This window comes from Aeribacillus sp. FSL K6-1121, from assembly GCF_038003725.1.
Lineage (GTDB): Bacteria > Bacillota > Bacilli > Bacillales > Aeribacillaceae > Aeribacillus > Aeribacillus composti.
Map to the genome: position 1 here is coordinate 3,430,128 of NZ_JBBOPS010000001.1, position 22,627 is coordinate 3,452,754.

The window sequence follows — 22,627 nt, forward strand, 5'->3', positions numbered from 1 at the left end:
TGTTGATGCCTTCTGACGATTTATTTTGTGCAAATTAACAAAAGGATAGATTGCAACTGGAGGGAATTTTTGCATGACCAAGTATATTTTTGTAACCGGTGGCGTTGTTTCATCTTTAGGGAAAGGAATTACTGCCGCATCTCTTGGCAGACTTCTAAAAAACCGCGGGTTGAATGTGACGATTCAAAAATTCGATCCATATATCAATGTTGATCCGGGAACAATGAGTCCGTATCAGCACGGCGAAGTGTTCGTGACGGATGACGGCGCTGAGACTGACCTCGATTTAGGCCATTACGAGCGCTTTATTGATATTAATTTAAATAAGTACAGCAATGTCACAACAGGAAAAATTTATTCGGCCGTCATTAAAAAAGAACGGAGAGGCGATTATTTAGGCGGAACCGTTCAAGTCATCCCCCATATTACGAATGAAATTAAAGACCGCGTTTTTCGCGCTGGCAGAGAAACAAATGCTGATGTCGTTATTACCGAAATCGGCGGTACCGTCGGAGATATTGAATCATTGCCGTTTTTGGAAGCAATCCGCCAAATGAAAAATGAAGCAGGCCGCAAAAACGTCATGTACATTCATTGTACTCTTGTGCCATATATTAAAGCAGCAGGAGAAATGAAAACAAAGCCGACACAGCATAGTGTGAAAGAATTGCGCTCATTGGGAATACAGCCAAATGTGATTGTAGTGCGCACAGAAATGCCGATTTCCCAAGAGATGAAAGATAAAATTGCTTTGTTCTGCGACATTGAACCGAAAGCTGTCATTGAATGCCGTGATGCCGATATTCTTTACAGCGTCCCTTTAGCATTGCAAGAACAAAACCTTGATCAAATTGTTTGCGATTATTTGGATCTTCAATGCGGACAAGCTGATATGACGGAATGGATCGAGCTTGTCAATAAAGTCCGCAATTTATCAAAAACAGTCAAAATCGCCTTAGTCGGCAAATATGTCGAGCTTCAGGACGCCTATATTTCCGTTGTGGAAGCTTTGAAGCATGCCGGATATTATTATGATGCCGATGTGGAAATTGATTGGATCAATGCGGAGCATGTTACGAAAGAGAATGTAGCAGACTTGCTTCAGGGAGCTGAAGGTATATTAGTTCCTGGCGGATTTGGAGACAGGGGAGTGGAAGGGAAAATAATCGCGACTCAATACGCCCGCGAACAAAAAATTCCTTTCCTTGGCATCTGTCTTGGCATGCAGGTAGCTTCGATCGAGTTTGCCCGCAACGTTCTAGGATTAAAAGGTGCGAATTCATCTGAAATTGATCCAAACACTCCATATCCGATTATTGACTTGCTTCCGGAGCAAAAAGAAGTAGAGGATTTAGGAGGAACGCTCCGTCTTGGTTTATATCCTTGCAAATTGAAAGAAGGAACAAAGGCTTATGAAGCCTACAACGATGAAGTAATTTATGAACGTCATCGCCATCGGTACGAATTTAACAATGAGTTCCGTCAGCAAATGGAAGAGGCCGGATTTGTATTCTCCGGAACAAGTCCAGATGGACGGTTAGTAGAAATCATTGAATTACAAGACCACCCTTGGTTTGTTGCGTCCCAATTCCATCCGGAGTTTACATCACGGCCAACTAGACCGCAGCCTCTTTTCCGGGAGTTCATTCACGCTTCTCTAAACAAGAAAAATCAATAAGAAATGAAAGAAAAGGTTGTCTGAACGATTGGTTAGACAGCCTTTTTTTGCTCGTAATACAAATTTTTTTATTACGACAAATCTTTCACTGATTTCCGAAAGCAGCGGCTTTGTTTTTCATTTTGAAGAAAGAATCGGCCGGGAAATCGACGCTGTTCTAAATTTAAAAACCATCCCTATAAACGGCGTCGCATTTTTCATAAAATTTTATTAGAGTATCGCAAAAAAGACTTATACGCGATTTTTCATAAAAACGCATTGTAAATCATGAAACAGGTCATCAGCCTCTCTGCTCTACAAAATGTATTGATAAAGGTCTAAAGTCTGTATAAGAGAGGACTAAATTTGAAATCAATAGGTTTCTATGCTAATTCATAAAAAAAGAAATTGGCGATTTGCCAATTTCTTCGCATTTCTTGCATGTAAAGTTTATTCTTCATGTTCCTCCAATATTTCTTTCACAGTCAAAAATAAGCAGTAGTAAACATATAATGAAGTCATGAGCACAGGGAAGCCGATTCGTTCATTATGTTCAGTGGGAATAATGGGTTTTGTTAATTTGGAATCTACATGTATATCGACAAATTGCTGTAAGCTTTTTTCGCCGTTAACAGCTGCGGAAACCCCAACGGTTGGAATCCCTTTTTCGGCCAATTGCTGCGCAGTATCAATCGCATCAAGATCAGTCGAAAACGGAGTGAAAAGGAGAACGCGGTCTGCTGCGGTTACGTTATCCACATCAGGCAAAGGCTTGCATGCCGGAAAGGATTCTCCTTTTTCAACTTGGGCATAAATTCCTTCAAGAATTCCCCATCCTTTTACATAAATGGCGCCTTCTCCGATTGCAGCTTGCGCCAGAAGACGTGCGGCATCTTCTATTTGGCTGTTTTCTTTCTCTTGAATTCTTTGGAAAAACCCTGTTAATTGTGTCGTAAAAATTTTTAACATTCAATCATCAGCCACCTTTATACAAAGTTCTCTGCTTATATAATAAGAAAAAGCGGCGAAGAATCAAAATATGAATAATTTGTGAACCGGTTGGCAGGAAATTGTAATTTAATCGAGAATACATAACTAAATAAAATTTTAAAAAGTATTGCATTTGTTTAAGTTAAGAGGTGTAAAAATGGATGGGAAAATTTTAATTGTCGACGATCAATACGGAATTCGGATTTTGCTGAATGAAGTGTTCAATAAAGAGGGTTATCAAACTTTTCAAGCTGCTAACGGTTTTCAGGCATTAGAAATAGCCGAAAACCATTCCCCTGATCTCGTTTTATTAGACATGAAAATTCCAGGGATGGACGGGATAGAAATTTTAAAAAGGCTAAAAAAGGTTAACCCTGATATACGAGTCATTATCATGACCGCGTATGGAGAATTGGATATGATTCAGGAAGCGAAAGATTTAGGGGCATTAACACACTTCGCCAAGCCGTTTGACATTGACGAGCTGCGGGATACAGTGAGAAAATATTTGCCTTCCCGAGCGAAATAAAGTGTATAATCCATGAATTTATCGGGATAAAGTTGCCGAAATCCTCATAAGTTGGTATTCTATTTAGTAAGAAAAGATGATTGGCATCATACATACATTTTTCTTGCTCAGGTCATGCTAGATTTGAGCTTTTCGCTAATCGCAACATAGGCTACTTAATTTAAGGAGGATTTTTCGATGCCCTTAGTTTCAATGACTGAAATGTTAAATCGTGCAAAAGAAAACGGCTATGCTGTAGGACAGTTTAATTTAAACAATCTCGAGTTCACACAAGCAATTCTGCAAGCAGCAGAAGAAGAAAAATCACCGGTTATTTTAGGCGTTTCTGAAGGCGCTGGTCGCTATATGGGCGGTTTTAAAACGGTTGTGAACATGGTAAAAGGTTTGATGGAAGATTATAAAATTACCGTTCCAGTTGCCATCCATTTAGATCACGGCTCAAGCTTTGAATCATGTGCAAAAGCTATTCATGCCGGCTTTACTTCTGTTATGATCGATGCCTCTCATCATCCTTTTGAAGAGAATGTCGCTTTAACTTCCAAAGTAGTGGAGCTTGCTCATCTACATGGTGTTTCTGTTGAAGCGGAATTAGGTGTTGTCGGCGGACAGGAAGATGACGTAGTAGGAGAAGGAATTATTTACGCTGATCCAAATGAATGTGAAGAGCTTGTAAAACGGACAGGTATTGATTGCCTAGCTCCTGCATTGGGATCTGTTCACGGTCCGTATAAAGGAGAGCCGAACCTAGGCTTTAAAGAAATGGAGGAAATCAGCAACCGGACTGGCGTTCCATTAGTACTGCACGGGGGAACAGGAATTCCGACAAAGGATATTCAAAGAGCAATTTCTTTAGGAACTGCGAAAATTAACGTTAATACAGAAAACCAAATAGCATCTGCTAAACGCGTACGCGAAGTTTTGGCAGAAAATCCGGATATGTATGATCCGCGCAAATATTTAGGTCCTGCCCGGGAAGCCATTAAAGAAACAGTTAAAGGCAAAATGCGCGAATTCGGTTCATCCGGAAAAGCAGAATAAATAGATAAGGTTTCATATTTCTTTATGCAATTAACGGCCGCCTTTCTTTTATGAAGTATGGCGGTTTCGTTTCTTGTTTTTGCGAAAGCGATCACATAAGGGAGGTACTAGGCATGTTATTTTTTATTGATACAGCAAATATCGAAGAAATTAAGGAAGCTCAATCACTAGGCGTTTTGTCAGGAGTAACAACTAACCCTAGCTTGGTTGCAAAAGAAAAAGGCGTAACGTTTGAAGAAAGATTGAAAGAAATTACATCCATTGTTTCCGGATCTGTCAGCGCGGAAGTCATCTCAACTAAAGCGGAAGAAATGATTAAGGAAGGTCAAGAATTAGCTAAAATTGCACCAAATATTACGATAAAAGTTCCTATGACCCCTGATGGTCTAAAAGCAGTCAAAAAATTCTCAGAATTAGGAATTCATACAAACGTGACGCTTATTTTTAACGCCAATCAAGCGCTACTAGCTGCAAGAGCAGGTGCTACATATGTTTCTCCTTTTTTAGGTCGGTTAGATGACATCGGTCATAATGGATTGAATCTCATTTCGGAAATCTCCCAAATATTTGATATTCATGGCATTGATACGAAAATTATTGCTGCTTCCATCCGTCATCCGCAGCATGTAACTGAGGCAGCATTGCGCGGAGCTCATATTGCCACGATTCCTTATAAAGTGTTGATGCAGCTGTTCAAACATCCGCTGACTGATCAAGGTATTGAGAAATTTTTAGCAGACTGGAACAATCGATAAATGATAAAACGGGGGATTTCCCCCGTTTGAAAAATCTTTTGCCGCAGAATCCGGTCTTTTGACTTGCTGTAACGCCTGAAGGAGTAGAATCTGCTCGTTTTTCTGATGAACGTTTTGTCATGCCCTATCTATTTGTGTACAATAAAATTGCCGCCTTTTCGTATGTATTTTTCAACAAATGGTAATCAATGTGTAAAGAGGGCTTTTCATCATGACAGTTTGTTAAAGAAAATCTGGATCCCGTTTTCTTTAGCAAACTGTTAGGTCACAAGAAGGGAGACTGCTATGGAAAAGTTAAAAGTTGCAGGCGGGCAGAAGTTGAAAGGTACGGTGAAGGTAAGCGGTGCCAAAAATAGCGCAGTAGCATTGATTCCAGCAACAATTTTAGCAAGCTCATCCGTTACGATTGAAGGGCTTCCGGATATATCTGATGTACATATTTTGGGCGATTTATTGGAGGAAATAGGGGGCAAAGTTTCGTTTCATCAAAACGATATTACAGTCGATCCGACAAGCATGCTTTCAATGCCGCTTCCAAACGGAAAAGTGAAAAAGCTGAGAGCCTCTTATTATTTAATGGGAGCGATGCTTGGCCGGTTTAAAAAAGCGGTGATCGGGCTTCCCGGCGGCTGTCATTTAGGCCCGAGACCAATCGACCAGCACATAAAAGGGTTTGAAGCTTTAGGTGCTTCTGTAACAAATGAGCATGGTGCCATTTATTTGCGTGCGGATGAGCTTAGAGGAGCTCGGATTTTTCTTGATGTTGTAAGCGTGGGTGCCACCATAAACATCATGCTTGCAGCGGTCTTGGCAAAAGGGCGGACAATTATTGAAAATGCTGCAAAAGAACCTGAAATTATTGATGTTGCAACTTTATTATCCAGCATGGGTGCAAAAATAAAAGGGGCCGGAACGGACGTCATCCGGATCGATGGGGTTGAAAAGCTGCATGGCTGCCGCCATTCGATTATTCCGGATCGAATTGAAGCAGGGACGTATATGATTATCGGTGCCGGCATTGCAGAAGAGCTCATCGTTGACAATGTCATACCTCTTCATCTCGAATCCCTTATTGCGAAGCTTCGGGAAATGGGGGTCCATGTAGAAACGAGCGATGATCAAGTTTATATCGCCCGTCGAAATAAAGAATTAAAGCCTGTCGATATAAAAACTCTCGTTTACCCGGGATTTCCAACCGATTTGCAGCAGCCTATGACAACGCTTTTGACACAGGCGAACGGAACGAGCATGGTGACGGATACCATTTACTCTTCAAGATTCAAGCATATTGATGAATTAAGAAGGATGGGTGCTCAAATCAAAGTGGAGGGTCGGTCTGCGATCATAACAGGTCCGTCAACTCTTCAAGGTGCAAAAGTAAAAGCGAGCGATCTTCGGGCAGGGGCATCGCTTGTAGCAGCGGGTTTAATGGCCGATGGAATAACAGAGGTAACCGGCATCGACCATATTGATCGCGGATACAGCCATTTGGAAGAAAAACTTGCCGGGATTGGCGCCAAAATATGGAGGGAGAAATTAACTGACCAAGAAATTCAGCAATTGCAAAATTCATAAGAATCACCAATTTTGCATGAAATGACATCAAAGGGGGAGGAACACAAAATGGAAAGAAGTTTATCAATGGAACTTGTACGTGTGACAGAAGCAGCTGCCCTTGCGTCTGCACGTTGGATGGGCCGCGGCAAAAAAGATGAGGCGGATGATGCCGCGACCTCAGCAATGCGAACCGTTCTAGATACGATCCCGATGAAAGGAACAGTTGTGATTGGAGAAGGAGAAATGGACGAGGCTCCGATGCTGTATATTGGGGAGAAGCTTGGCAACGGCTACGGCCCGCGTGTCGATGTCGCCGTAGATCCATTGGAAGGAACCAATATTGTGGCGTCAGGCGGCTGGAATGCACTTGCAGTTATAGCGGTAGCCGACCATGGGAACATGCTCCATGCGCCAGATATGTATATGGACAAAATTGCAGTAGGGCCTGAAGCTGTCGGGTGCATAGATATTGATGCTCCGATTATCGACAATTTAAAAGCTGTTGCAAAGGCGAAAAATAAAGATATCGAAGATGTTGTAGCAACTGTTTTAAATCGAAAAAGACATGAGCATATTATTCAAACCCTTCGAGAAGCGGGTGTTCGCATTAAACTGATCAATGACGGCGATGTCGCTGCGGCAATTAATACCGCCTTTGACCATACGGGCGTTGATATTTTGTTCGGATCTGGAGGGGCTCCTGAAGGAGTGTTGGCAGCAGTTGCTTTAAAATGTTTAGGAGGAGAAATACAAGGAAAGCTGCTGCCGCAAAATGACCAGGAGCTGGAACGATGTAAAAAAATGGGGATTGATGTCAACAAAACTCTTCGAATGGAAGACTTAGTAAAAGGCGATGATGCGATTTTTGCTGCAACAGGTGTAACGGATGGCGAGCTATTAAAAGGTGTGCAATTCAAAAGCTCTATTGCAACGACTCATTCTGTTGTGATGCGTGCGAAATCCGGAACAGTTCGCTTTATCGATGGCCGCCATTCTTTGAATAAAAAACCGAATTTAGTTATTCGATCTTAGTGAGAGGAGACGAATAGATCTCCTCTGCTTTTTAAAAAATATACCCTTCAAAATACTTTCCGCTGTTTTTTAGCTTGAAATGTATTGCGAAAAGTAAAAAAATAAGGTAAAAATAAAGAGGTTGTTATAAAAAGATTTCTGCTTTTAAGCTTCCTACCTTCCTGCCTCCTTCTCAATCCATTTGTCCTTACATTTTCAAACAACATAATTTTAATGGATGGAAGAACGAAACGTGAAACATTTTGAATATGGTAAGAAAAGCGTGGTGTAAGTATGAGCGAGATTTCCATTTCAACTCTTGAAAATATGAAATTAAAAGAGTTGTATGAACTAGCACGGCAATTTAAAATTTCATATTACAGCAAATTAACAAAAAAGGAATTAATTTTTGCAATATTAAAAGCAAATGCGGAGAAAGAAGATTTGCTATTTATGGAAGGCGTCTTAGAAATCATTCCTTCTGAAGGATTTGGTTTTCTGCGTCCAATTAACTATTCTCCCAGCGCAGAGGATATTTATATTTCAGCCTCGCAAATCCGCCGTTTTGATTTAAGAAACGGCGATAAAGTATCTGGAAAAGTCCGCCCGCCAAAAGAAAATGAACGATATTACGGATTGCTGCACGTTGAAGCGGTAAATGGCGACGACCCCGAATCTGCGAAAGAACGCGTCCATTTCCCGGGCCTTACTCCTCTTTATCCAAATAGACAAATGAAATTGGAAACCGAACCTAAAAATTTATCAACAAGAATTATGGATTTAATTACACCAGTCGGCTTTGGACAGCGCGGTTTAATTGTGGCACCCCCTAAGGCAGGAAAAACAATGCTTTTAAAAGAAATTGCCAATGCCATTACGACGAACCATCCTGAGGCTGAACTGATTGTGCTGCTTATTGATGAACGTCCTGAAGAGGTAACCGATATTGAACGTTCTGTAAAAGGGGATGTCGTAAGCTCAACTTTCGATGAGGTACCGGAGAATCATATTAAAGTCGCTGAACTCGTTCTTGAACGAGCGATGCGTCTTGTGGAGCATAAACGGGATGTCATTATTTTAATGGACAGCATAACCCGGCTGGCCCGCGCATATAACTTAGTAATTCCGCCAAGCGGCCGGACGCTGTCAGGAGGGATTGACCCTGCCGCATTTCACCGTCCGAAGCGGTTTTTTGGGGCGGCGCGGAACATTGAGGAAGGCGGCAGCTTGACGATATTGGCAACTGCGCTTGTAGATACGGGATCGCGAATGGATGATGTCATTTACGAAGAATTTAAAGGAACGGGAAATATGGAGCTTCATCTTGATCGTTCATTAGCGGAAAGGAGAATATTCCCTGCCATTGATATTCGCCGTTCCGGTACACGAAAAGAAGAATTGTTAATTCCGAAAGAGCATTTAGAAATGTTATGGGCGATTCGAAAATCTATGTCGGATCAGATGGATTTTGCTGAACGCTTCTTAAAGAAAATGCGCCAAACGAAATCAAATGAGGAATTTTTTGAAATGCTAAAAGAAGAATGGAAAACAACTGGCATAAAAAGTTTCTAACTATGTTGCATTTCTTGTAAACCCTTGTTATAATTTTTTCATGTGTGTTTAAGAATGTTGAAGCGTGAAATAATTGCACGTTTCCGAATAGATAAACTCTGTTTCGAAATGATTCAGGGCGTAAAGGAGTTGAAAACTATGAAACCGGGAATTCATCCAAATTATAAAAGAGTACTCGTAAAATGTGCATGCGGAAACGAATTTGAAAGCGGTTCTGTTAAAGATGAGGTGCGCGTTGAAATTTGTTCTGAATGCCATCCGTTCTATACAGGCCGTCAAAAATTTGCAACTGCAGCCGGACGTGTAGACAAATTTAACAAAAAATACGGTCTTAAATAATTATGTAAAACAGGCAGTCTTTTCATTCTGCCTGTTTTTTCACTTATTTGACATGTTTTTATAAAACGGGGAGAGATTTTTAAATATGGCGCAATTGTTTTTTAAATACGGGGCGATGAACAGCGGCAAATCCATCGAAATTTTAAAGGTTGCTCATAACTATGAGGAACAAAACAAATCGGTGCTGATTTTCACGTCTGCCATTGATACTCGTGATGAAGTTGGATATGTATCAAGCAGAATTGGCTTCAGACGAAAAGCGATACCGATCTACGATGATACGAATATTTTCCAAATTGTGAAGGAGTATCAGCCTAAGCCGTACTGTGTGCTAGTGGATGAGGCACAATTTTTAAAGAAAAAGCATGTACTTGAGCTTGCGGATATTGTTGACAAATTGAATATTCCCGCAATGGCGTTTGGATTGAAAAACGATTTTCAAAATGAGCTTTTCGAAGGAAGCAAATATTTGCTGCTTTTTGCGGATAAAATTGAGGAAATGAAAACGATTTGCTGGTTCTGCGAAAGGAAAGCAACAATGAATTTACGGATTGACGACAACGGCAAACCAGTATATTCGGGCGAGCAAATCCAAATCGGAGGAAATGACAAGTACTATCCTGTCTGCCGAAAGTGCCACGCGAATCCGCCGTTATGAATCATTGCTTATTTGCATTAGATGGGAAGAAACGTTGTCGGCAAGGTGTGATGAAGAGAATCTTACTATAAGGAAATATTTTCATTTAAAAGAGCTGATCCTTTTGGGCACCTTAAGAACAGGAGGTGCTTTTTATGCGAATATTGATACCATTCATTTTGGCGGCAATATATTTACTGTCAGGGTGTGGAACGGCGGATAAAATATCAGATAATCGCTCATTAAATCTCGATCATAATGGATCCAACCTGATGACGAGGGACGTTAAGCCTGAAAATACAAGAGATGTGGTCGACCAGCAAACACAAAATCCAAACATAAATATTGCGAACAGCCCCTTGACGATCAGGGAGGCAAAAGAACAAATCGTCCGTACACTGGAAACTGAAAAAGGTTTAGAGCTCGATTCTTTTTGGACAAATGGGGACGATGCTTGGGCGGTTATTTATACATCACAAAAATTGACGGAACAACAACGCGAAAACCGGCAAAAGGAGCTGTATGACAAGTTGCAGCGCGCACTGCCCCGATACAACTTGCATGTTCAGTTAATCAATAAAAAATAAAACTCGTTCACCGATTGAGCGAGTTTTATAAAGAACTTATAAATCGAAAATTGATTTCGTGTATCGAGTGTGTGTCATGAAGACGGGCTTATAAACCGAAAATGGAGCTGAGCAGCGTTTTATATACTGCCTTCTTTTTTCGGGGTTTATCAATCGAAGACATTTGAAGTTCAGGCATACTTTTTTTGCTTTCAAGCTCTTTTATTTTTCTTTCGAGCGTCTCGATCCTTCCTGTCAGCTCTTCAATTTCCTTTCTTTGCACTAAAAGCTGATATGACACGACATCGTCAGCTTTTGAATAGATCATTTGCTCCAGATCCGCTATTTTTTTCAACAATTCGTTCGAAACCGTTCCACCAGCATTTTTAGCCGATTCTTTTCTTTTCGCTTTTACTATTACTTGTTGCATTGGAACTCCTTGTTTTATTTGATTGTGAACTTCTTTGAGCAAGGCGATATCCTCGTCAGAAAACATATAATGTCCAAGTTCGTTCCGTTCCATTGGAAGATTAAGCTGTTTGATCCAGCGCTGAACTGTTTTCGGAGAAACACCGATTTTTTTGGCAGCATCGGTTGTATTCATCGAACCTCCCCTTTCAAACGATCATAATATACATATTCAGCTTTTTATAGGAGAACCCTTCCTGTTTGACAAAACAAGCGGTCATCCGGCAAAAGTTCTAGAATATCGACAGAGGAGCCGGCAATTATCCGAACGTTTGAAACTGCGAGAGCTTCAAAAAATATATTCTGTTCCATTCGGCCGCTGATTCTATTTCATGGCAGAATCATTCGTCCGCATACATCTGGTTTTGTCTGTCAGCCGACTTGATTTTGTCTTGCACTCTAGATCAAAAACGAAAATTTTTAAAAGGTTGCTAGTTTGGTACAAATGATGGCGGCATATTGGATTGATTAATCGCTTTTTAACAAAACCTTGATGTGATTATAAAAGCCGTCCGAACCTGTAAAATCGACTTTGCAGCATCGCATATCGAAAAAAGCTTTTTTGCTTCCCAATTGTTAAAAACGGTTGTTTTTGACTGGTACAGTTTCCTATACTATAATTTAGAAAGTTACAAACGGTGCACCACATAGGAGTTTCCCTATGAGTGGGCTATGATTAAAAATAGAGGTGAAATTCCGTGTTAGAACGTTTGCAAGCGGTTGAAGACCGATATGAAAAATTGAATGAGCTTTTAATGGATCCGGAGGTTGTCAACGATCCGAAAAAGCTGCGCGAATATTCGAAAGAACAATCTGATCTTCAAGAAACGGTTGAAGTTTACCGTGAATATAAAAAGGTAAGAGAGCAGCTAGAAGATGCAAAAAGCATGCTTGAAGAAAAGCTTGATCCAGAAATGCGGGCAATGGTAAAAGAGGAACTGGCAGAGCTTGAAGCGCGGGAAAGCGAGCTGATTGAGCAATTAAAAATTTTATTGCTTCCAAAAGATCCAAACGATGAAAAGAACGTTATCATGGAGATCCGCGGTGCAGCAGGCGGAGAGGAAGCAGCGCTTTTTGCTGCAGACCTTTACCGCATGTATACTAGGTATGCGGAAGATAAAGGCTGGAAAATAGAAGTGATGGAAGCAAACACGACCGGGACTGGCGGCTATAAAGAGATCATTTTTATGATTACAGGAAAAGGAGCCTATTCCAAATTAAAATTTGAAAACGGTGCCCATCGCGTGCAGCGGGTACCGGAGACGGAATCTGGAGGCAGAATTCATACGTCAACTGCAACAGTCGCCTGTTTGCCGGAAGCAGAAGAGGTAGAAGTAGAAATTAACGAGAAAGATATCCGTGTTGATACATTCGCATCAAGCGGTCCTGGAGGACAAAGCGTTAACACTACGATGTCAGCTGTACGTTTAACACACATTCCAACCGGAATTGTCGTATCCTGCCAGGATGAAAAATCGCAAATAAAAAATAAAGAGAAAGCCATGAAGGTTTTGCGTGCCCGCATTTTAGATAAATACCGCCAAGAAGCGCAAGCGGAATACGATCAAAACCGAAAGCTTGCTGTTGGAACCGGTGATCGATCGGAACGCATTCGTACGTACAACTTCCCGCAAAACAGAGTTACAGACCATCGCATCGGTCTCACATTACAAAAGCTTGATCTCATCCTAGAAGGAAAATTGGATGAAATTATCGATGCCCTCATTTTAGAAGATCAAGCGAAAAAACTGCAATCCCAAGGGGAGTAAACCATGCCGAAAGTTTTCGAAGCCCTCAAATGGGCTTCTTCTTTTTTAAAACAAGCGGGAAGAGATGAGAATGCGGGAGAATTGCTGCTTTTGCATCATATGAAGAAAAGTCGGGCGGGCTTGCTTGCCGATTTAAGAATGGATATTGACAAACAAGTATGGGAAATCTTTCAGCAGGACGTGCAAAAACATGCTCAAGGGATGCCTGTGCAATATATTATCGGCTGCGAACAATTTTACGGCCGCCCTTTTAAGGTGAACGAGCATGTATTGATTCCGAGACCGGAAACGGAAGAGCTAGTTCAAGGCGTGCTGCTCCACTCTGAACGTTTATTTTCTGAAAGGGAGCAAATCGATGTTGTAGATATTGGCACGGGGAGCGGTGCTATTGCCGTCACATTGGCTCTTGAAAATAAAAAAATGCGCGTGTCTGCCACCGATATTTCCGAAAAAGCGCTTGCAGTGGCAAAAGAAAATAGCGAAAAGCTTTGTGCTAATGTGCATTTTTATCAAGGCGATTTGCTGAACCCTATTATAAATGCAAAGCAAAAAGCGGATGTTGTTGTGTCCAATCCGCCGTATATTCCGGATGAAGAAATCATGGAGCTGTCAACGGTTGTAAAGGACTGGGAGCCGACATTAGCGCTTTCAGGAGGAGCGGACGGCCTTTTGTATTATCGAAAAATTGTGGAGCAGCTTCCAGATGTGATCCGCTACCCTGGATTAATCGCATTTGAAATCGGGCACGGACAAGGAAAAGATGTGAAAAGCATGCTAGAGAATAGGTTTCCAAAAGCAGAGGTACAAATTGAATACGATATGAATGGAAAAGAACGGAAAGTATTTGCTGTCCTTTCGTTATAATAAGCTTTTCGAGCCATTCCCTCCTTTTCTAGCAAACTTTAAATCTGAACCAATTTTATGTTTAAGATCTCTCTCTTCTGTCGATAATGACGTACTGAAGGGAGAGGAAAAACGATGAAAAAGAAATTATCTGTTATATATATTTTTTTAATGCTGTTTGGCAGCCTATTAACAGCTTATGAAATGCCGACAGACGCAAAACAAAATGAGACGGTGATCATTCCTGACGAAGCCATTCGTCTGCGAATTTTAGCAAATAGCGATTCTCCGGAAGATCAAGCTTTAAAACGGAATGTTCGGAATGCGGTCAATGAAGCAATTAATCAATGGGTTCAGGATCTAACTTCGATTGATGAGGCGCGTAAAATCATTCGAGCAAAAATACCAGAAATTAAGGATATCGTCCAAAGCGTTTTAAAACAGGAAAACAGCAGCCAATCCTTTACAGTGGAGTTTAAAAAAATTCAATTTCCGACAAAGCTTTATGGAAATTTCCTTTATCCGGCTGGAAACTATGAAGCCATATTGATCACTCTTGGAGAAGGAAAAGGAGCCAACTGGTGGTGTGTGTTGTTTCCGCCGCTTTGCTTTGTCGACTTTTCAAGCGGTGAAGCTATTCAACAGGATGAAGAAAAGGATAAAGTAAAAGAAGAAAAGAAATTAGAGAAAACAAAAAACTTATTCGCTCCTGAAGAACATGATGAGGAAGTAGAAGTGAAATTTTTCTTAGTAGAATGGTTTACAAATCTGTTTTCATAGGTCTAATTCAGCTTTTGCCTCATACATTGATTACTAGATTTGTCCGAATAAAAGGGGTGAAAGCGTGTATTATTCATTGCGGTTTGCGGAAAGGGAAGACTTAAAAACCATTCAACAATTTGCAGATCAAGCGGGCGTTTCCACGGAAGGCTTCGACAACAGCCATTTTATTATTATGGAGACTGATCATGGTGAAATAGCGGGATGTCTAGGAATGGAAGTCATCAATCAGGATGGTCTCCTCCGCTCTTGCGTTGTGTCCAGCAATTTGAATCAAGGACATATCATTTCCCTATTAAAATCGGCAGACTTATTAATGGAACAGTTTCGTTTGAAAAATATTTATTTTGCAGTCAACAAAAATTCTGTAGCAGAGTTATTAGAAATATTGGGATTCAAGAGGATTCAAGCGGATGAATTGCCTTCCCACATGCTTGCGTCAAATCTGATGAATCAGTTGGTATCCGTTCCAAATGTAGAGTTTATGGTAAAATAACGCTAAGGATACGTATAAATTATACACAATATCCACAATATTTATCCACTGCAATCAACAGCTTTATCCACAATTTGTGGATAAAGCTTGTTCTTGAAAAATAATTGAACAGTTTCACTATTGCTTAGAAAGATTCATAACACTCGTTCATGTATTAGCAAAGGAGTAAACGAAATGAAAACGAAGCATTGGATTGTGGATAATTTAGAGCATGTTACAAAAAATTCTCCACAAATTGTTCAGGCAGCCGAACTATTGAAAAAAAATGAATTGGTTGCCTTTCCAACAGAAACAGTCTATGGACTAGGAGCAAACGCGAAAAGCGATGAAGCAGTAGCAAAAATTTATAGCGCGAAAGGAAGACCGAGCGATAATCCGTTAATTATCCACATTGCTAAAAAAGAACAGTTAACAGAGATTGTGGATAGCTATCCCGATTGGATTGATCCATTAATTGACCGTTTTTGGCCAGGCCCTCTCACCCTTGTTTTGCCAAAAAAAGAAGGTCTGTCGAATCTTGCCACAGCAGGATTATCAACAGTAGCAGTGCGCATGCCGGATCACCCTGCAGCATTAGCATTAATCGAAGCAGCAAATCTGCCGATTGCAGCTCCGAGCGCCAATCTTTCCGGAAAGCCAAGTCCCACTTCTGCTAAACATGTCATGGATGATCTCGAAGGGCGAATCCCGGGAATTGTCGATGCAGGCCCTACTGGACTTGGCGTAGAATCAACAGTACTTGACTGCACCGAGGATATTCCAGTGATCCTGCGTCCAGGTAGTGTTACAAAGCAGCAATTAGAAGAAGTCATCGGTTCGGTGCGCATAGATGCTGCGCTGCTGAATCAGGAGGAAATGCCGAAAGCGCCGGGCATGAAATATACACATTATGCACCTGATGCTCCTTTAACGATTGTCGATGGAAGCAAAGAATTTATTGAACAATTAATACAAAAAGAGAAAGAAAAAGAAAAAAAAGTCGGGGTGTTGACAACTGAAGAAAATAGTCGTTTTTACAGTGCGGATAAAATTGTTGTCTGCGGAAAAAGAAGCGATTTGCGAACAGTTGCCAGCGCACTGTATGATTCGCTCAGAAAGTTTAATGAAGAACAGCTGGATGTATTATTCAGCGAAGCGTTTCCTGCGGAAGGAGTTGGACAAGCTATTATGAATCGCTTGTTAAAAGCTGCATCCCACCGGATCATAAAAGAACGGTAAACTTTTAATGCCTTGAACAAAAATCGGCGCTCAGGCCGGTTTTTTTGAGTCCAGACTTTCTGATCCTTTGTTTAACAGGCGGAATTGACAGATCAAAAGCAAATATAAAAATGGTAAAGGCTCATCTGCCATCGCACGCATAGGCAGAAACAGATCGCGCAGTTAAATAAACAGAGATCAATGAACCGGGCGCCATTCTTTGTCATAATGTCCCTCTGACGTGCATATCGTTCAATATGCGTGTCCGGGGGAGGTTATCTATATGGCTGCAGAAATAGTAACTTTATTTTTAATGGCATTTGCATTAGGGATGGATGCCTTTTCAGTTAGCCTTGGGATGGGCTTAGTTCGTTTGCGATGGAAGCAAATTTTTGACATCGGTATATATATTGGGATTTTTCATATGATCATGCCGCTTATCGGAATTGTCTTGGGGAAAGTACTATCGGAAAAGTTTGGTTTAGTTGCCATGTATATTGGAGGATGTCTGCTCACTCTTTTAGGAATTCAAATGATTTATTCGTCTTTTAAACGCGATGAATCGCCTTTCATTGCACCGGTCGGCATCGGCCTGTTCCTTTTTGCGCTGAGCGTCAGTTTAGACAGTTTTTCGGTAGGATTAAGTCTAGGTATCTACGGAGCGGAGGTTTTGTTAACCGTCGTAATGTTTGGTTTTATGAGCATGGTGCTCACTTGGAGCGGGTTATTGATCGGCAAACGGGTTCAAGATTGGTTCGGCACATATAGTGAAGCTTTTGGTGGCAGCATTTTGCTTGTATTTGGCTTGAAATTATTATTTTCAATGTAGAAAGCTGTATTGTCTAAACCAATCGTTTGAGCACAGTCATTGGACGTGCTTTTTTTTGTTAATTTTTTTGGTTAAATATGCCTATTATGCAAAAAAATTGTGACTTTTTGTCGATAATAAAAATAAAAAAAATTCCTCATGGTTTCCATTCTTTCGAACTTTTTGATTATAATGAAGGTAACATCAAAAGGGAGAGATAGAAGGGAGAAAACCTTGTGACAAACATTTTATTCGTTTGCACCGGAAATACATGTCGAAGCCCGATGGCGGAGGCTATTTTTAAGCATTTGCAAAAAAACGGCGGATTTAACGTTCGTTCAGCAGGCGTGTTTGCATTGGATGGGCAGAAAATTTCAGAAAATGCAAAAAAAGTGCTGGAGGAAAAGGGAATACATGTTGAGCACAGTGCTTCAAAACTTACGGAAGAACATATCGATTGGGCAACATATGTATTTACGATGACTAAAGATCATAAAAACATATTATGCCAATTTTTTCCTAAAGCAGCCGAAAAAACATTTACGGTAAGCGAGTTCGTTGTTGGAAAAGATGGGGAGATACGTGATATTACTGATCCGTTTGGCAGTTCCGTGGAAAAGTACAGAAAAACAAGGGAAGAGCTGGAGCAATTGCTTCAAAAGCTTATTTCAAAATTAGAAACAAATTAGCAGGCAGGTGGACTCTGTGAAAAACAAGAATCGATACAAATTCAGCATCCGTTTAAAAATCGTCATCTTTATTACGATTGTTGCTCTTATTACATATTCAACAAGCGGATTTTTCATTTATGTTGTATACGAGTATGTGAAACAATATATTGACCGAACATCTTTTACCATTTTGACGTTGACTCTTGGAATCATATGGTCAGGGATTTTAACAGCTATTGCAGCTGGATTTCTTATTTCTCCGCTAAAGCGGCTTGAAAAGGCTGCTCTTATAGCGGCCGATGGCGATATTTCCGTAAATGTTCCTGACATCAAATCAGATGATGAAATTCGGTCCTTGAGCAGAGCCTTTAATGAAATGCTTTCCAATTTAAGACATATGGTGAAAAACATTGAAATAAATTTTGAGCAAACAAATGAGCAGGTGAAACAAATACATGCTGCAACAGAACAGGCAACAAGACAAGCTGAAAGCATTTCATATACGATTAAGGAAATTTCAACAGGAGCCGACCAATCGGCGGCTGCTATTCAGGAAACAGCAGAAGCGGTGGAAGATACGGTAGAGCTTGCTAGTCAGGTAAAAGAAAAAGCAAAAGTATCCGAAAAAATGGCGAATGAAATGGTTCAATCACTTGACCAAAGCAAAAAGATATTTCAATCTTTAATTAAAGGGATTCAATCGTTGGCCGAAAAAAACGAGCAATCTATTTTGGCGGTACAGCGTCTTGAAGAAAATGCCAAAAAGGTGGAGACTATTGTATCCCTTGTCGGCGATATTGCCGATCAAACAAACCTGCTGGCGCTGAACGCGTCAATTGAAGCGGCAAGAGCAGGTGAACACGGCAGAGGGTTTGCTGTCGTTGCGGAAGAAGTTCGAAAGCTTGCTGACCAAAGCGCCAAAGCTGTTCAAGGAATTTCCGAGCTGATCTCTAACATTCAAAAAGAAGTAAGCAATGTTGTTGAACAGATTGGAGATCAAGTGAAAACAGCTCGACAAGAAGCGCAAAGAGGGAAAGAAACAGAGAAAATTCTTGTGGAGATGTCGAAATCGATTTTGCATGTTGCCGAAGCGGTTAAGGTGATCAGCGAGCTGATGGACGAACAGCAAAAAAGCATTCAACAAACAGGAGCGCAATCCGAAGAAGTGGCAGCGATTGCCGAAGAGACTTCTGCTGGTGCACAGGAAGTGGCCTCATCTGTACAAGAACAAGCTGATAATATTTCTAACATTAATCAATTAACGAGAGAGCTTGAAGCAAGCGCTCAGCAGCTAAAGAAAGTAATCGATCGATTTACTTATGAAAAATAAAAAGGAGGAGCATCTAGTGAAAGTCATAATTGCCTCAGATCACGGAGGGGTCAACATACGTGAAGAAATCAAAAAATTGCTTGACGAGATGAATATCGAATACGAAGATATCGGCTGCGACTGTGGGACATCAGTTGATTACCCTGATTACGCATTGCCGGCAGCTGAACGAGTCGCGAAAGGAGAATTTGACCGCGGTATTTTAATTTGCGGAACAGGGATCGGAATGTCAATAGCGGCCAATAAAGTAAAAGGTATTCGCTGCGCCCTTGTACATGATGTGTTTAGCGCAAAAGCAACCCGGGAGCATAACGACAGCAACATGCTTGCAATGGGTGAACGTGTCATCGGGCCGGGACTTGCCCGCGAAATTGTGAAAACGTGGCTGACAACTGAATATGTGGGAGGCAGGCATGCGAATAGAATAGAAAAAATTTCAAAATATGAAGAAACCCATTTATAAGGTGATGATCGAATGCCGGAATTGCAAGAATACCGGGAACAGCTTTTAACAGTGTTGGCCGATTTTAAAGAAAAAGCACCAATTCAAAAAGGGCAGCTGATTGTCATAGGGTGCTCAACGAGCGAAGTAATCGGAGAAAAAATCGGCACTGCCGGAAATACGGATGTTGCCGAAATGATATTTTCTGCATTATCGGAATTTCAAAAAGAAACAGGTGTAGAGCTCGCTTTTCAATGCTGCGAGCATTTGAATCGCGCTCTTGTCGTTGAACGGGAAACAGCAGAAAAGCGCAATTACGAAATCGTTTCTGTCATCCCAATCCCGAAAGCAGGCGGTTCCATGGCAGCGTTTGCTTATGAGCATATGAGGGATCCGGTTGTTGTTGAATTTATTAAGGCAGATGCAGGCATTGACATCGGAGATACACTTATTGGCATGCATTTAAAGCATGTTGCTGTCCCTGTTAGAAGTTCGGTCAAGCAAGTCGGACAAGCCCATGTAAACTTAGCTTTTAGCCGGCCGAAGCTTATCGGCGGTGCGCGGGCAGTTTATACAAAATAAACATTCGAATATTAGCAGTGCGAACTTACGTCATGGTTTGTGCTGCTATTTTTTATAAAAGAAGTGGAGCGGAACGAAAAAAAACATGCACATCATTTCTTTGAAGTATCGGGGCCCCTCCATCTTTAGAAATTGTAAGCAAAAGTCGTATCAAACTTTGATGCGATTTTGTTTAGTGAAAATACAGGTTGCCGATCATTTCCTGCTTGACGACTCTGTGCATTGAGCTAGGTATAGAAGCTCCGTTGGTCGAGTTGTACAAGACATGATTCATTTTACAAACTGATAGTTTAAGTATACAGGCAGAATCGAGGTTTTAAGAAATTCCGAATTAAAAACTATTCATGCCAAAAAAAAGTTTGGGAAGAATACGCTTACATAAAAGAAAAGGGTTGCCAAAGGATGATCAATACGGTTATTCTGATTAATAAGTAGATCGGCATGACGATTTTGTCGCTCGCCTGTGCCGTTCAATCGATGAAAGACTAGAGGGGGAACATTTCATGAAATATATTCAACAACAGGATCCTGAAGTATATGAAGCGATACAGAACGAATTAAAGCGCCAGCGTACGAAAATCGAATTGATTGCGTCAGAAAATTTTGTCAGTGAAGCGGTAATGGAGGCCCAAGGTTCTGTATTAACAAATAAATATGCAGAAGGTTATCCGGGACGTCGCTACTATGGAGGATGCGAATATGTTGACGTTGCGGAAGATTTAGCTCGCGAACGGGCGAAAAAAATTTTTGGAGCTGAGCATGCAAACGTTCAGCCGCATTCCGGTTCTCAAGCCAATATGGCTGTTTACTATGCTGTCTTAAATCATGGGGACACTGTTCTCGGAATGAATTTGTCTCACGGCGGCCATTTAACGCATGGAAGTCCGGTAAACTTCAGCGGAATGCAATTTAATTTTGTTGAATACGGTGTTGATCCTAACACTCATCTTATCGATTATGATGATGTTCGAGCTAAAGCTCTTGAGCATAAACCGAAAATCATTGTTGCTGGTGCCAGCGCTTATCCTCGTGAAATTGATTTTAAAAAGTTTCGGGAAATCGCTGATGAAGTGGGAGCTTACTTAATGGTTGACATGGCTCATATTGCCGGCCTTGTTGCTGCAGGTCTTCATCAAAATCCTGTGCCGTACTCCCATTTTGTAACAACTACGACGCATAAAACACTTCGCGGTCCAAGAGGCGGAATGATTTTATGCAAAGAAGAATTTGCAAAACAAATTGATAAAATCATTTTCCCAGGCATTCAAGGCGGTCCGTTAATGCATGTTATTGCAGCAAAAGCGGTAGCATTGGGAGAAGTTTTACAAGAAGAATTTAAAACATATGCGCAAAACATTATCAACAATGCGAAGCGGCTGGCAGAAAAATTAAAAGAAGAAGGACTGACTTTAGTATCTGGAGGAACAGATAACCATTTGATTTTAGTTGATGTCCGTAACCTGCAATTAACAGGAAAAGTTGCTGAACATGTTTTGGACGAAATCGGCATTACTGTGAATAAAAACGCGATTCCATACGATCCTGAATCACCTTTTGTTACAAGCGGAATCCGTATTGGAACGGCAGCTGTCACAAGCCGCGGTTTTGGTTTGGAAGAAATGGATGAAATCGGATCGATTATTGCATTTGCATTGAAATTCCATCAAGACGAAGTTAAATTGGAAGAAGCGAGAAAACGGGTGCAAGCTTTAACAGAAAAATTCCCGCTCTACCCAAATTATTGAGGAAATATTGAGTGTTCGAAGCCACATGCTTCGGACGCTCTTTTTTTTATTTTAATTTTCTGCCTCTTAAAACTATTTAAAATGGATTTCATCGTTTGGAATGTTGTCGAAAAAGGTTGGTGAAAATGTTGAAACTCAAAAATTTTTTCTGTAAAATCTATTGAGGCAAAAGAAAAGGAGATGTGAAACTTGGGCAAAGTGTTTGTATTTGATCACCCGTTAATTCAGCATAAGCTATCCTATATTCGCGATAAAAAAACCGGAACAAAAGAATTTCGAGAGCTTGTGGATGAGATTGCTACATTAATGGCGTTTGAGATAACACGAGATCTTCCGCTGGAGGAAGTGGAAGTAGAAACCCCGGTAGGAGTAGCGAAAACAAAAATCTTGTCAGGAAAAAAACTTGGGGTTATTCCCATTTTGCGTGCGGGGCTAGGAATGGTTGACGGCATTTTGAAACTGATTCCTGCCGCAAAAGTCGGCCATATCGGGTTATATCGGGATCCGAAAACATTAAAGCCTGTAGAATACTATGTAAAACTTCCTTCTGATGTGGAAGAGCGGGATTTCATCGTTGTTGACCCAATGCTGGCTACCGGCGGTTCAGCAGTTGAAGCAATAGAGTGTCTAAAAAAACGCGGTGCAAAAAATATCCGTTTCATGTGTCTAGTAGCTGCTCCTGAAGGGGTAAAAGCAATGGAAGAAGCTCATCCAGATGTCGATATTTACATTGCCGCACTTGATGAGAAATTAAACGACCATGGCTATATCGTACCAGGTTTAGGAGATGCAGGAGATCGTTTATTTGGTACAAAATAACAGGAGAGGGCGAAGTGAAGTGCCCT

General features: G+C 40.9%; 24 protein-coding genes. 22 read left to right on the forward strand and 2 right to left on the reverse strand.

Going from position 1 to position 22,627, the window contains the following annotated elements; genetic code table 11:
• Nucleotides 1-73: 73 nt before the first annotated feature.
• Nucleotides 74-1,678 carry a CTP synthase gene (locus NSQ61_RS16765; protein WP_063389043.1) on the forward strand — a complete coding sequence of 535 codons (1,605 nt, stop codon included), beginning with the start codon at nt 74-76 and terminating at the stop codon, nt 1,676-1,678.
• A 429-nt stretch (nt 1,679-2,107) separates the two neighbouring features.
• Here the strand turns inward: NSQ61_RS16765 and NSQ61_RS16770 are convergent, their stop codons facing one another.
• Nucleotides 2,108-2,626, reverse strand: coding sequence for a DUF2529 domain-containing protein (locus NSQ61_RS16770; protein ID WP_063389042.1), 519 nt, complete (start codon nt 2,624-2,626; stop codon nt 2,108-2,110).
• 178 nt (nt 2,627-2,804) lie between these two features.
• Between NSQ61_RS16770 and NSQ61_RS16775 the strand changes: the two genes are divergently transcribed.
• From NSQ61_RS16775 to NSQ61_RS16815, 9 genes are all read left to right on the forward strand, one after another.
• Nucleotides 2,805-3,176: a response regulator gene (locus NSQ61_RS16775; protein ID WP_063389041.1), complete on the forward strand. Its 372-nt coding sequence runs from the start codon at nt 2,805-2,807 to the stop codon at nt 3,174-3,176.
• A 177-nt stretch (nt 3,177-3,353) separates the two neighbouring features.
• Nucleotides 3,354-4,214: a class II fructose-bisphosphate aldolase gene (locus tag NSQ61_RS16780; RefSeq protein ID WP_063389040.1), complete on the forward strand. Its 861-nt coding sequence runs from the start codon at nt 3,354-3,356 to the stop codon at nt 4,212-4,214.
• A 113-nt stretch (nt 4,215-4,327) separates the two neighbouring features.
• A complete protein-coding gene (gene fsa / locus NSQ61_RS16785) occupies nt 4,328-4,969 on the forward strand; it encodes a fructose-6-phosphate aldolase (RefSeq protein WP_066251329.1) in 642 nt (213 codons plus the stop codon).
• Between the two features lie 285 nt (nt 4,970-5,254).
• Nucleotides 5,255-6,544, forward strand: coding sequence for a UDP-N-acetylglucosamine 1-carboxyvinyltransferase (locus NSQ61_RS16790; protein ID WP_063389038.1), 1,290 nt, complete (start codon nt 5,255-5,257; stop codon nt 6,542-6,544).
• 48 nt (nt 6,545-6,592) lie between these two features.
• Nucleotides 6,593-7,558, forward strand: coding sequence for a class II fructose-bisphosphatase (gene glpX, locus NSQ61_RS16795; protein WP_063389037.1), 966 nt, complete (start codon nt 6,593-6,595; stop codon nt 7,556-7,558).
• Between the two features lie 273 nt (nt 7,559-7,831).
• A complete protein-coding gene (gene rho / locus NSQ61_RS16800) occupies nt 7,832-9,109 on the forward strand; it encodes a transcription termination factor Rho (protein WP_063389036.1) in 1,278 nt (425 codons plus the stop codon).
• 138 nt (nt 9,110-9,247) lie between these two features.
• The gene (rpmE, locus tag NSQ61_RS16805) at nt 9,248-9,448 is read left to right on the forward strand and encodes a 50S ribosomal protein L31 (protein WP_063389035.1); all 201 of its coding nucleotides are present in this window, start codon (nt 9,248-9,250) and stop codon (nt 9,446-9,448) included.
• Nucleotides 9,449-9,533: 85 nt separating this feature from the next.
• The gene (locus NSQ61_RS16810; protein WP_063389034.1) at nt 9,534-10,106 is read left to right on the forward strand and encodes a thymidine kinase; all 573 of its coding nucleotides are present in this window, start codon (nt 9,534-9,536) and stop codon (nt 10,104-10,106) included.
• Between the two features lie 134 nt (nt 10,107-10,240).
• On the forward strand, nt 10,241-10,672 hold the full coding sequence (locus NSQ61_RS16815; protein ID WP_340807624.1) for a hypothetical protein: 432 nt from the start codon (nt 10,241-10,243) through the stop codon (nt 10,670-10,672).
• 88 nt (nt 10,673-10,760) lie between these two features.
• Here the strand turns inward: NSQ61_RS16815 and NSQ61_RS16820 are convergent, their stop codons facing one another.
• A complete protein-coding gene (locus NSQ61_RS16820; protein WP_066251323.1) occupies nt 10,761-11,255 on the reverse strand; it encodes a MerR family transcriptional regulator in 495 nt (164 codons plus the stop codon).
• A gap of 562 nt (nt 11,256-11,817) precedes the next feature.
• Between NSQ61_RS16820 and prfA the strand changes: the two genes are divergently transcribed.
• The 12 genes from prfA to upp all read left to right on the forward strand — a co-directional run bounded on the left by prfA (nt 11,818) and on the right by upp (nt 22,601).
• Nucleotides 11,818-12,888 carry a peptide chain release factor 1 gene (gene prfA / locus NSQ61_RS16825; protein ID WP_063389031.1) on the forward strand — a complete coding sequence of 357 codons (1,071 nt, stop codon included), beginning with the start codon at nt 11,818-11,820 and terminating at the stop codon, nt 12,886-12,888.
• A gap of 3 nt (nt 12,889-12,891) precedes the next feature.
• Nucleotides 12,892-13,752, forward strand: a complete 861-nt coding sequence (prmC, locus tag NSQ61_RS16830) for a peptide chain release factor N(5)-glutamine methyltransferase (RefSeq protein WP_130156429.1) — start codon at nt 12,892-12,894, stop codon at nt 13,750-13,752.
• Between the two features lie 114 nt (nt 13,753-13,866).
• The gene (spoIIR, locus tag NSQ61_RS16835; protein ID WP_066251316.1) at nt 13,867-14,511 is read left to right on the forward strand and encodes a stage II sporulation protein R; all 645 of its coding nucleotides are present in this window, start codon (nt 13,867-13,869) and stop codon (nt 14,509-14,511) included.
• A 64-nt stretch (nt 14,512-14,575) separates the two neighbouring features.
• Nucleotides 14,576-15,007 (forward strand): GNAT family N-acetyltransferase, encoded by a 432-nt coding sequence (locus NSQ61_RS16840; protein ID WP_063389028.1) that lies wholly within the window; start codon nt 14,576-14,578, stop codon nt 15,005-15,007.
• A 174-nt stretch (nt 15,008-15,181) separates the two neighbouring features.
• Nucleotides 15,182-16,225: an L-threonylcarbamoyladenylate synthase gene (locus NSQ61_RS16845; protein ID WP_094244718.1), complete on the forward strand. Its 1,044-nt coding sequence runs from the start codon at nt 15,182-15,184 to the stop codon at nt 16,223-16,225.
• 262 nt (nt 16,226-16,487) lie between these two features.
• Nucleotides 16,488-17,033 (forward strand): manganese efflux pump MntP, encoded by a 546-nt coding sequence (locus NSQ61_RS16850; RefSeq protein WP_063389026.1) that lies wholly within the window; start codon nt 16,488-16,490, stop codon nt 17,031-17,033.
• Nucleotides 17,034-17,248: 215 nt separating this feature from the next.
• Entirely contained in the window at nt 17,249-17,701 is a 453-nt protein-coding gene (locus NSQ61_RS16855) for a low molecular weight protein arginine phosphatase (RefSeq protein ID WP_327848500.1), read from the forward strand.
• 16 nt (nt 17,702-17,717) lie between these two features.
• The gene (locus NSQ61_RS16860; protein WP_066251307.1) at nt 17,718-19,013 is read left to right on the forward strand and encodes a methyl-accepting chemotaxis protein; all 1,296 of its coding nucleotides are present in this window, start codon (nt 17,718-17,720) and stop codon (nt 19,011-19,013) included.
• A gap of 16 nt (nt 19,014-19,029) precedes the next feature.
• On the forward strand, nt 19,030-19,476 hold the full coding sequence (rpiB, locus tag NSQ61_RS16865; RefSeq protein WP_063389024.1) for a ribose 5-phosphate isomerase B: 447 nt from the start codon (nt 19,030-19,032) through the stop codon (nt 19,474-19,476).
• 12 nt (nt 19,477-19,488) lie between these two features.
• Nucleotides 19,489-20,037 (forward strand): TIGR01440 family protein, encoded by a 549-nt coding sequence (locus NSQ61_RS16870; protein WP_063389023.1) that lies wholly within the window; start codon nt 19,489-19,491, stop codon nt 20,035-20,037.
• A 503-nt stretch (nt 20,038-20,540) separates the two neighbouring features.
• Nucleotides 20,541-21,782 carry a serine hydroxymethyltransferase gene (gene glyA, locus NSQ61_RS16875; RefSeq protein WP_311066659.1) on the forward strand — a complete coding sequence of 414 codons (1,242 nt, stop codon included), beginning with the start codon at nt 20,541-20,543 and terminating at the stop codon, nt 21,780-21,782.
• Nucleotides 21,783-21,971: 189 nt separating this feature from the next.
• The gene (gene upp, locus NSQ61_RS16880; RefSeq protein WP_063389021.1) at nt 21,972-22,601 is read left to right on the forward strand and encodes a uracil phosphoribosyltransferase; all 630 of its coding nucleotides are present in this window, start codon (nt 21,972-21,974) and stop codon (nt 22,599-22,601) included.
• The last annotated feature ends 26 nt before the right edge of the window (nt 22,602-22,627 follow it).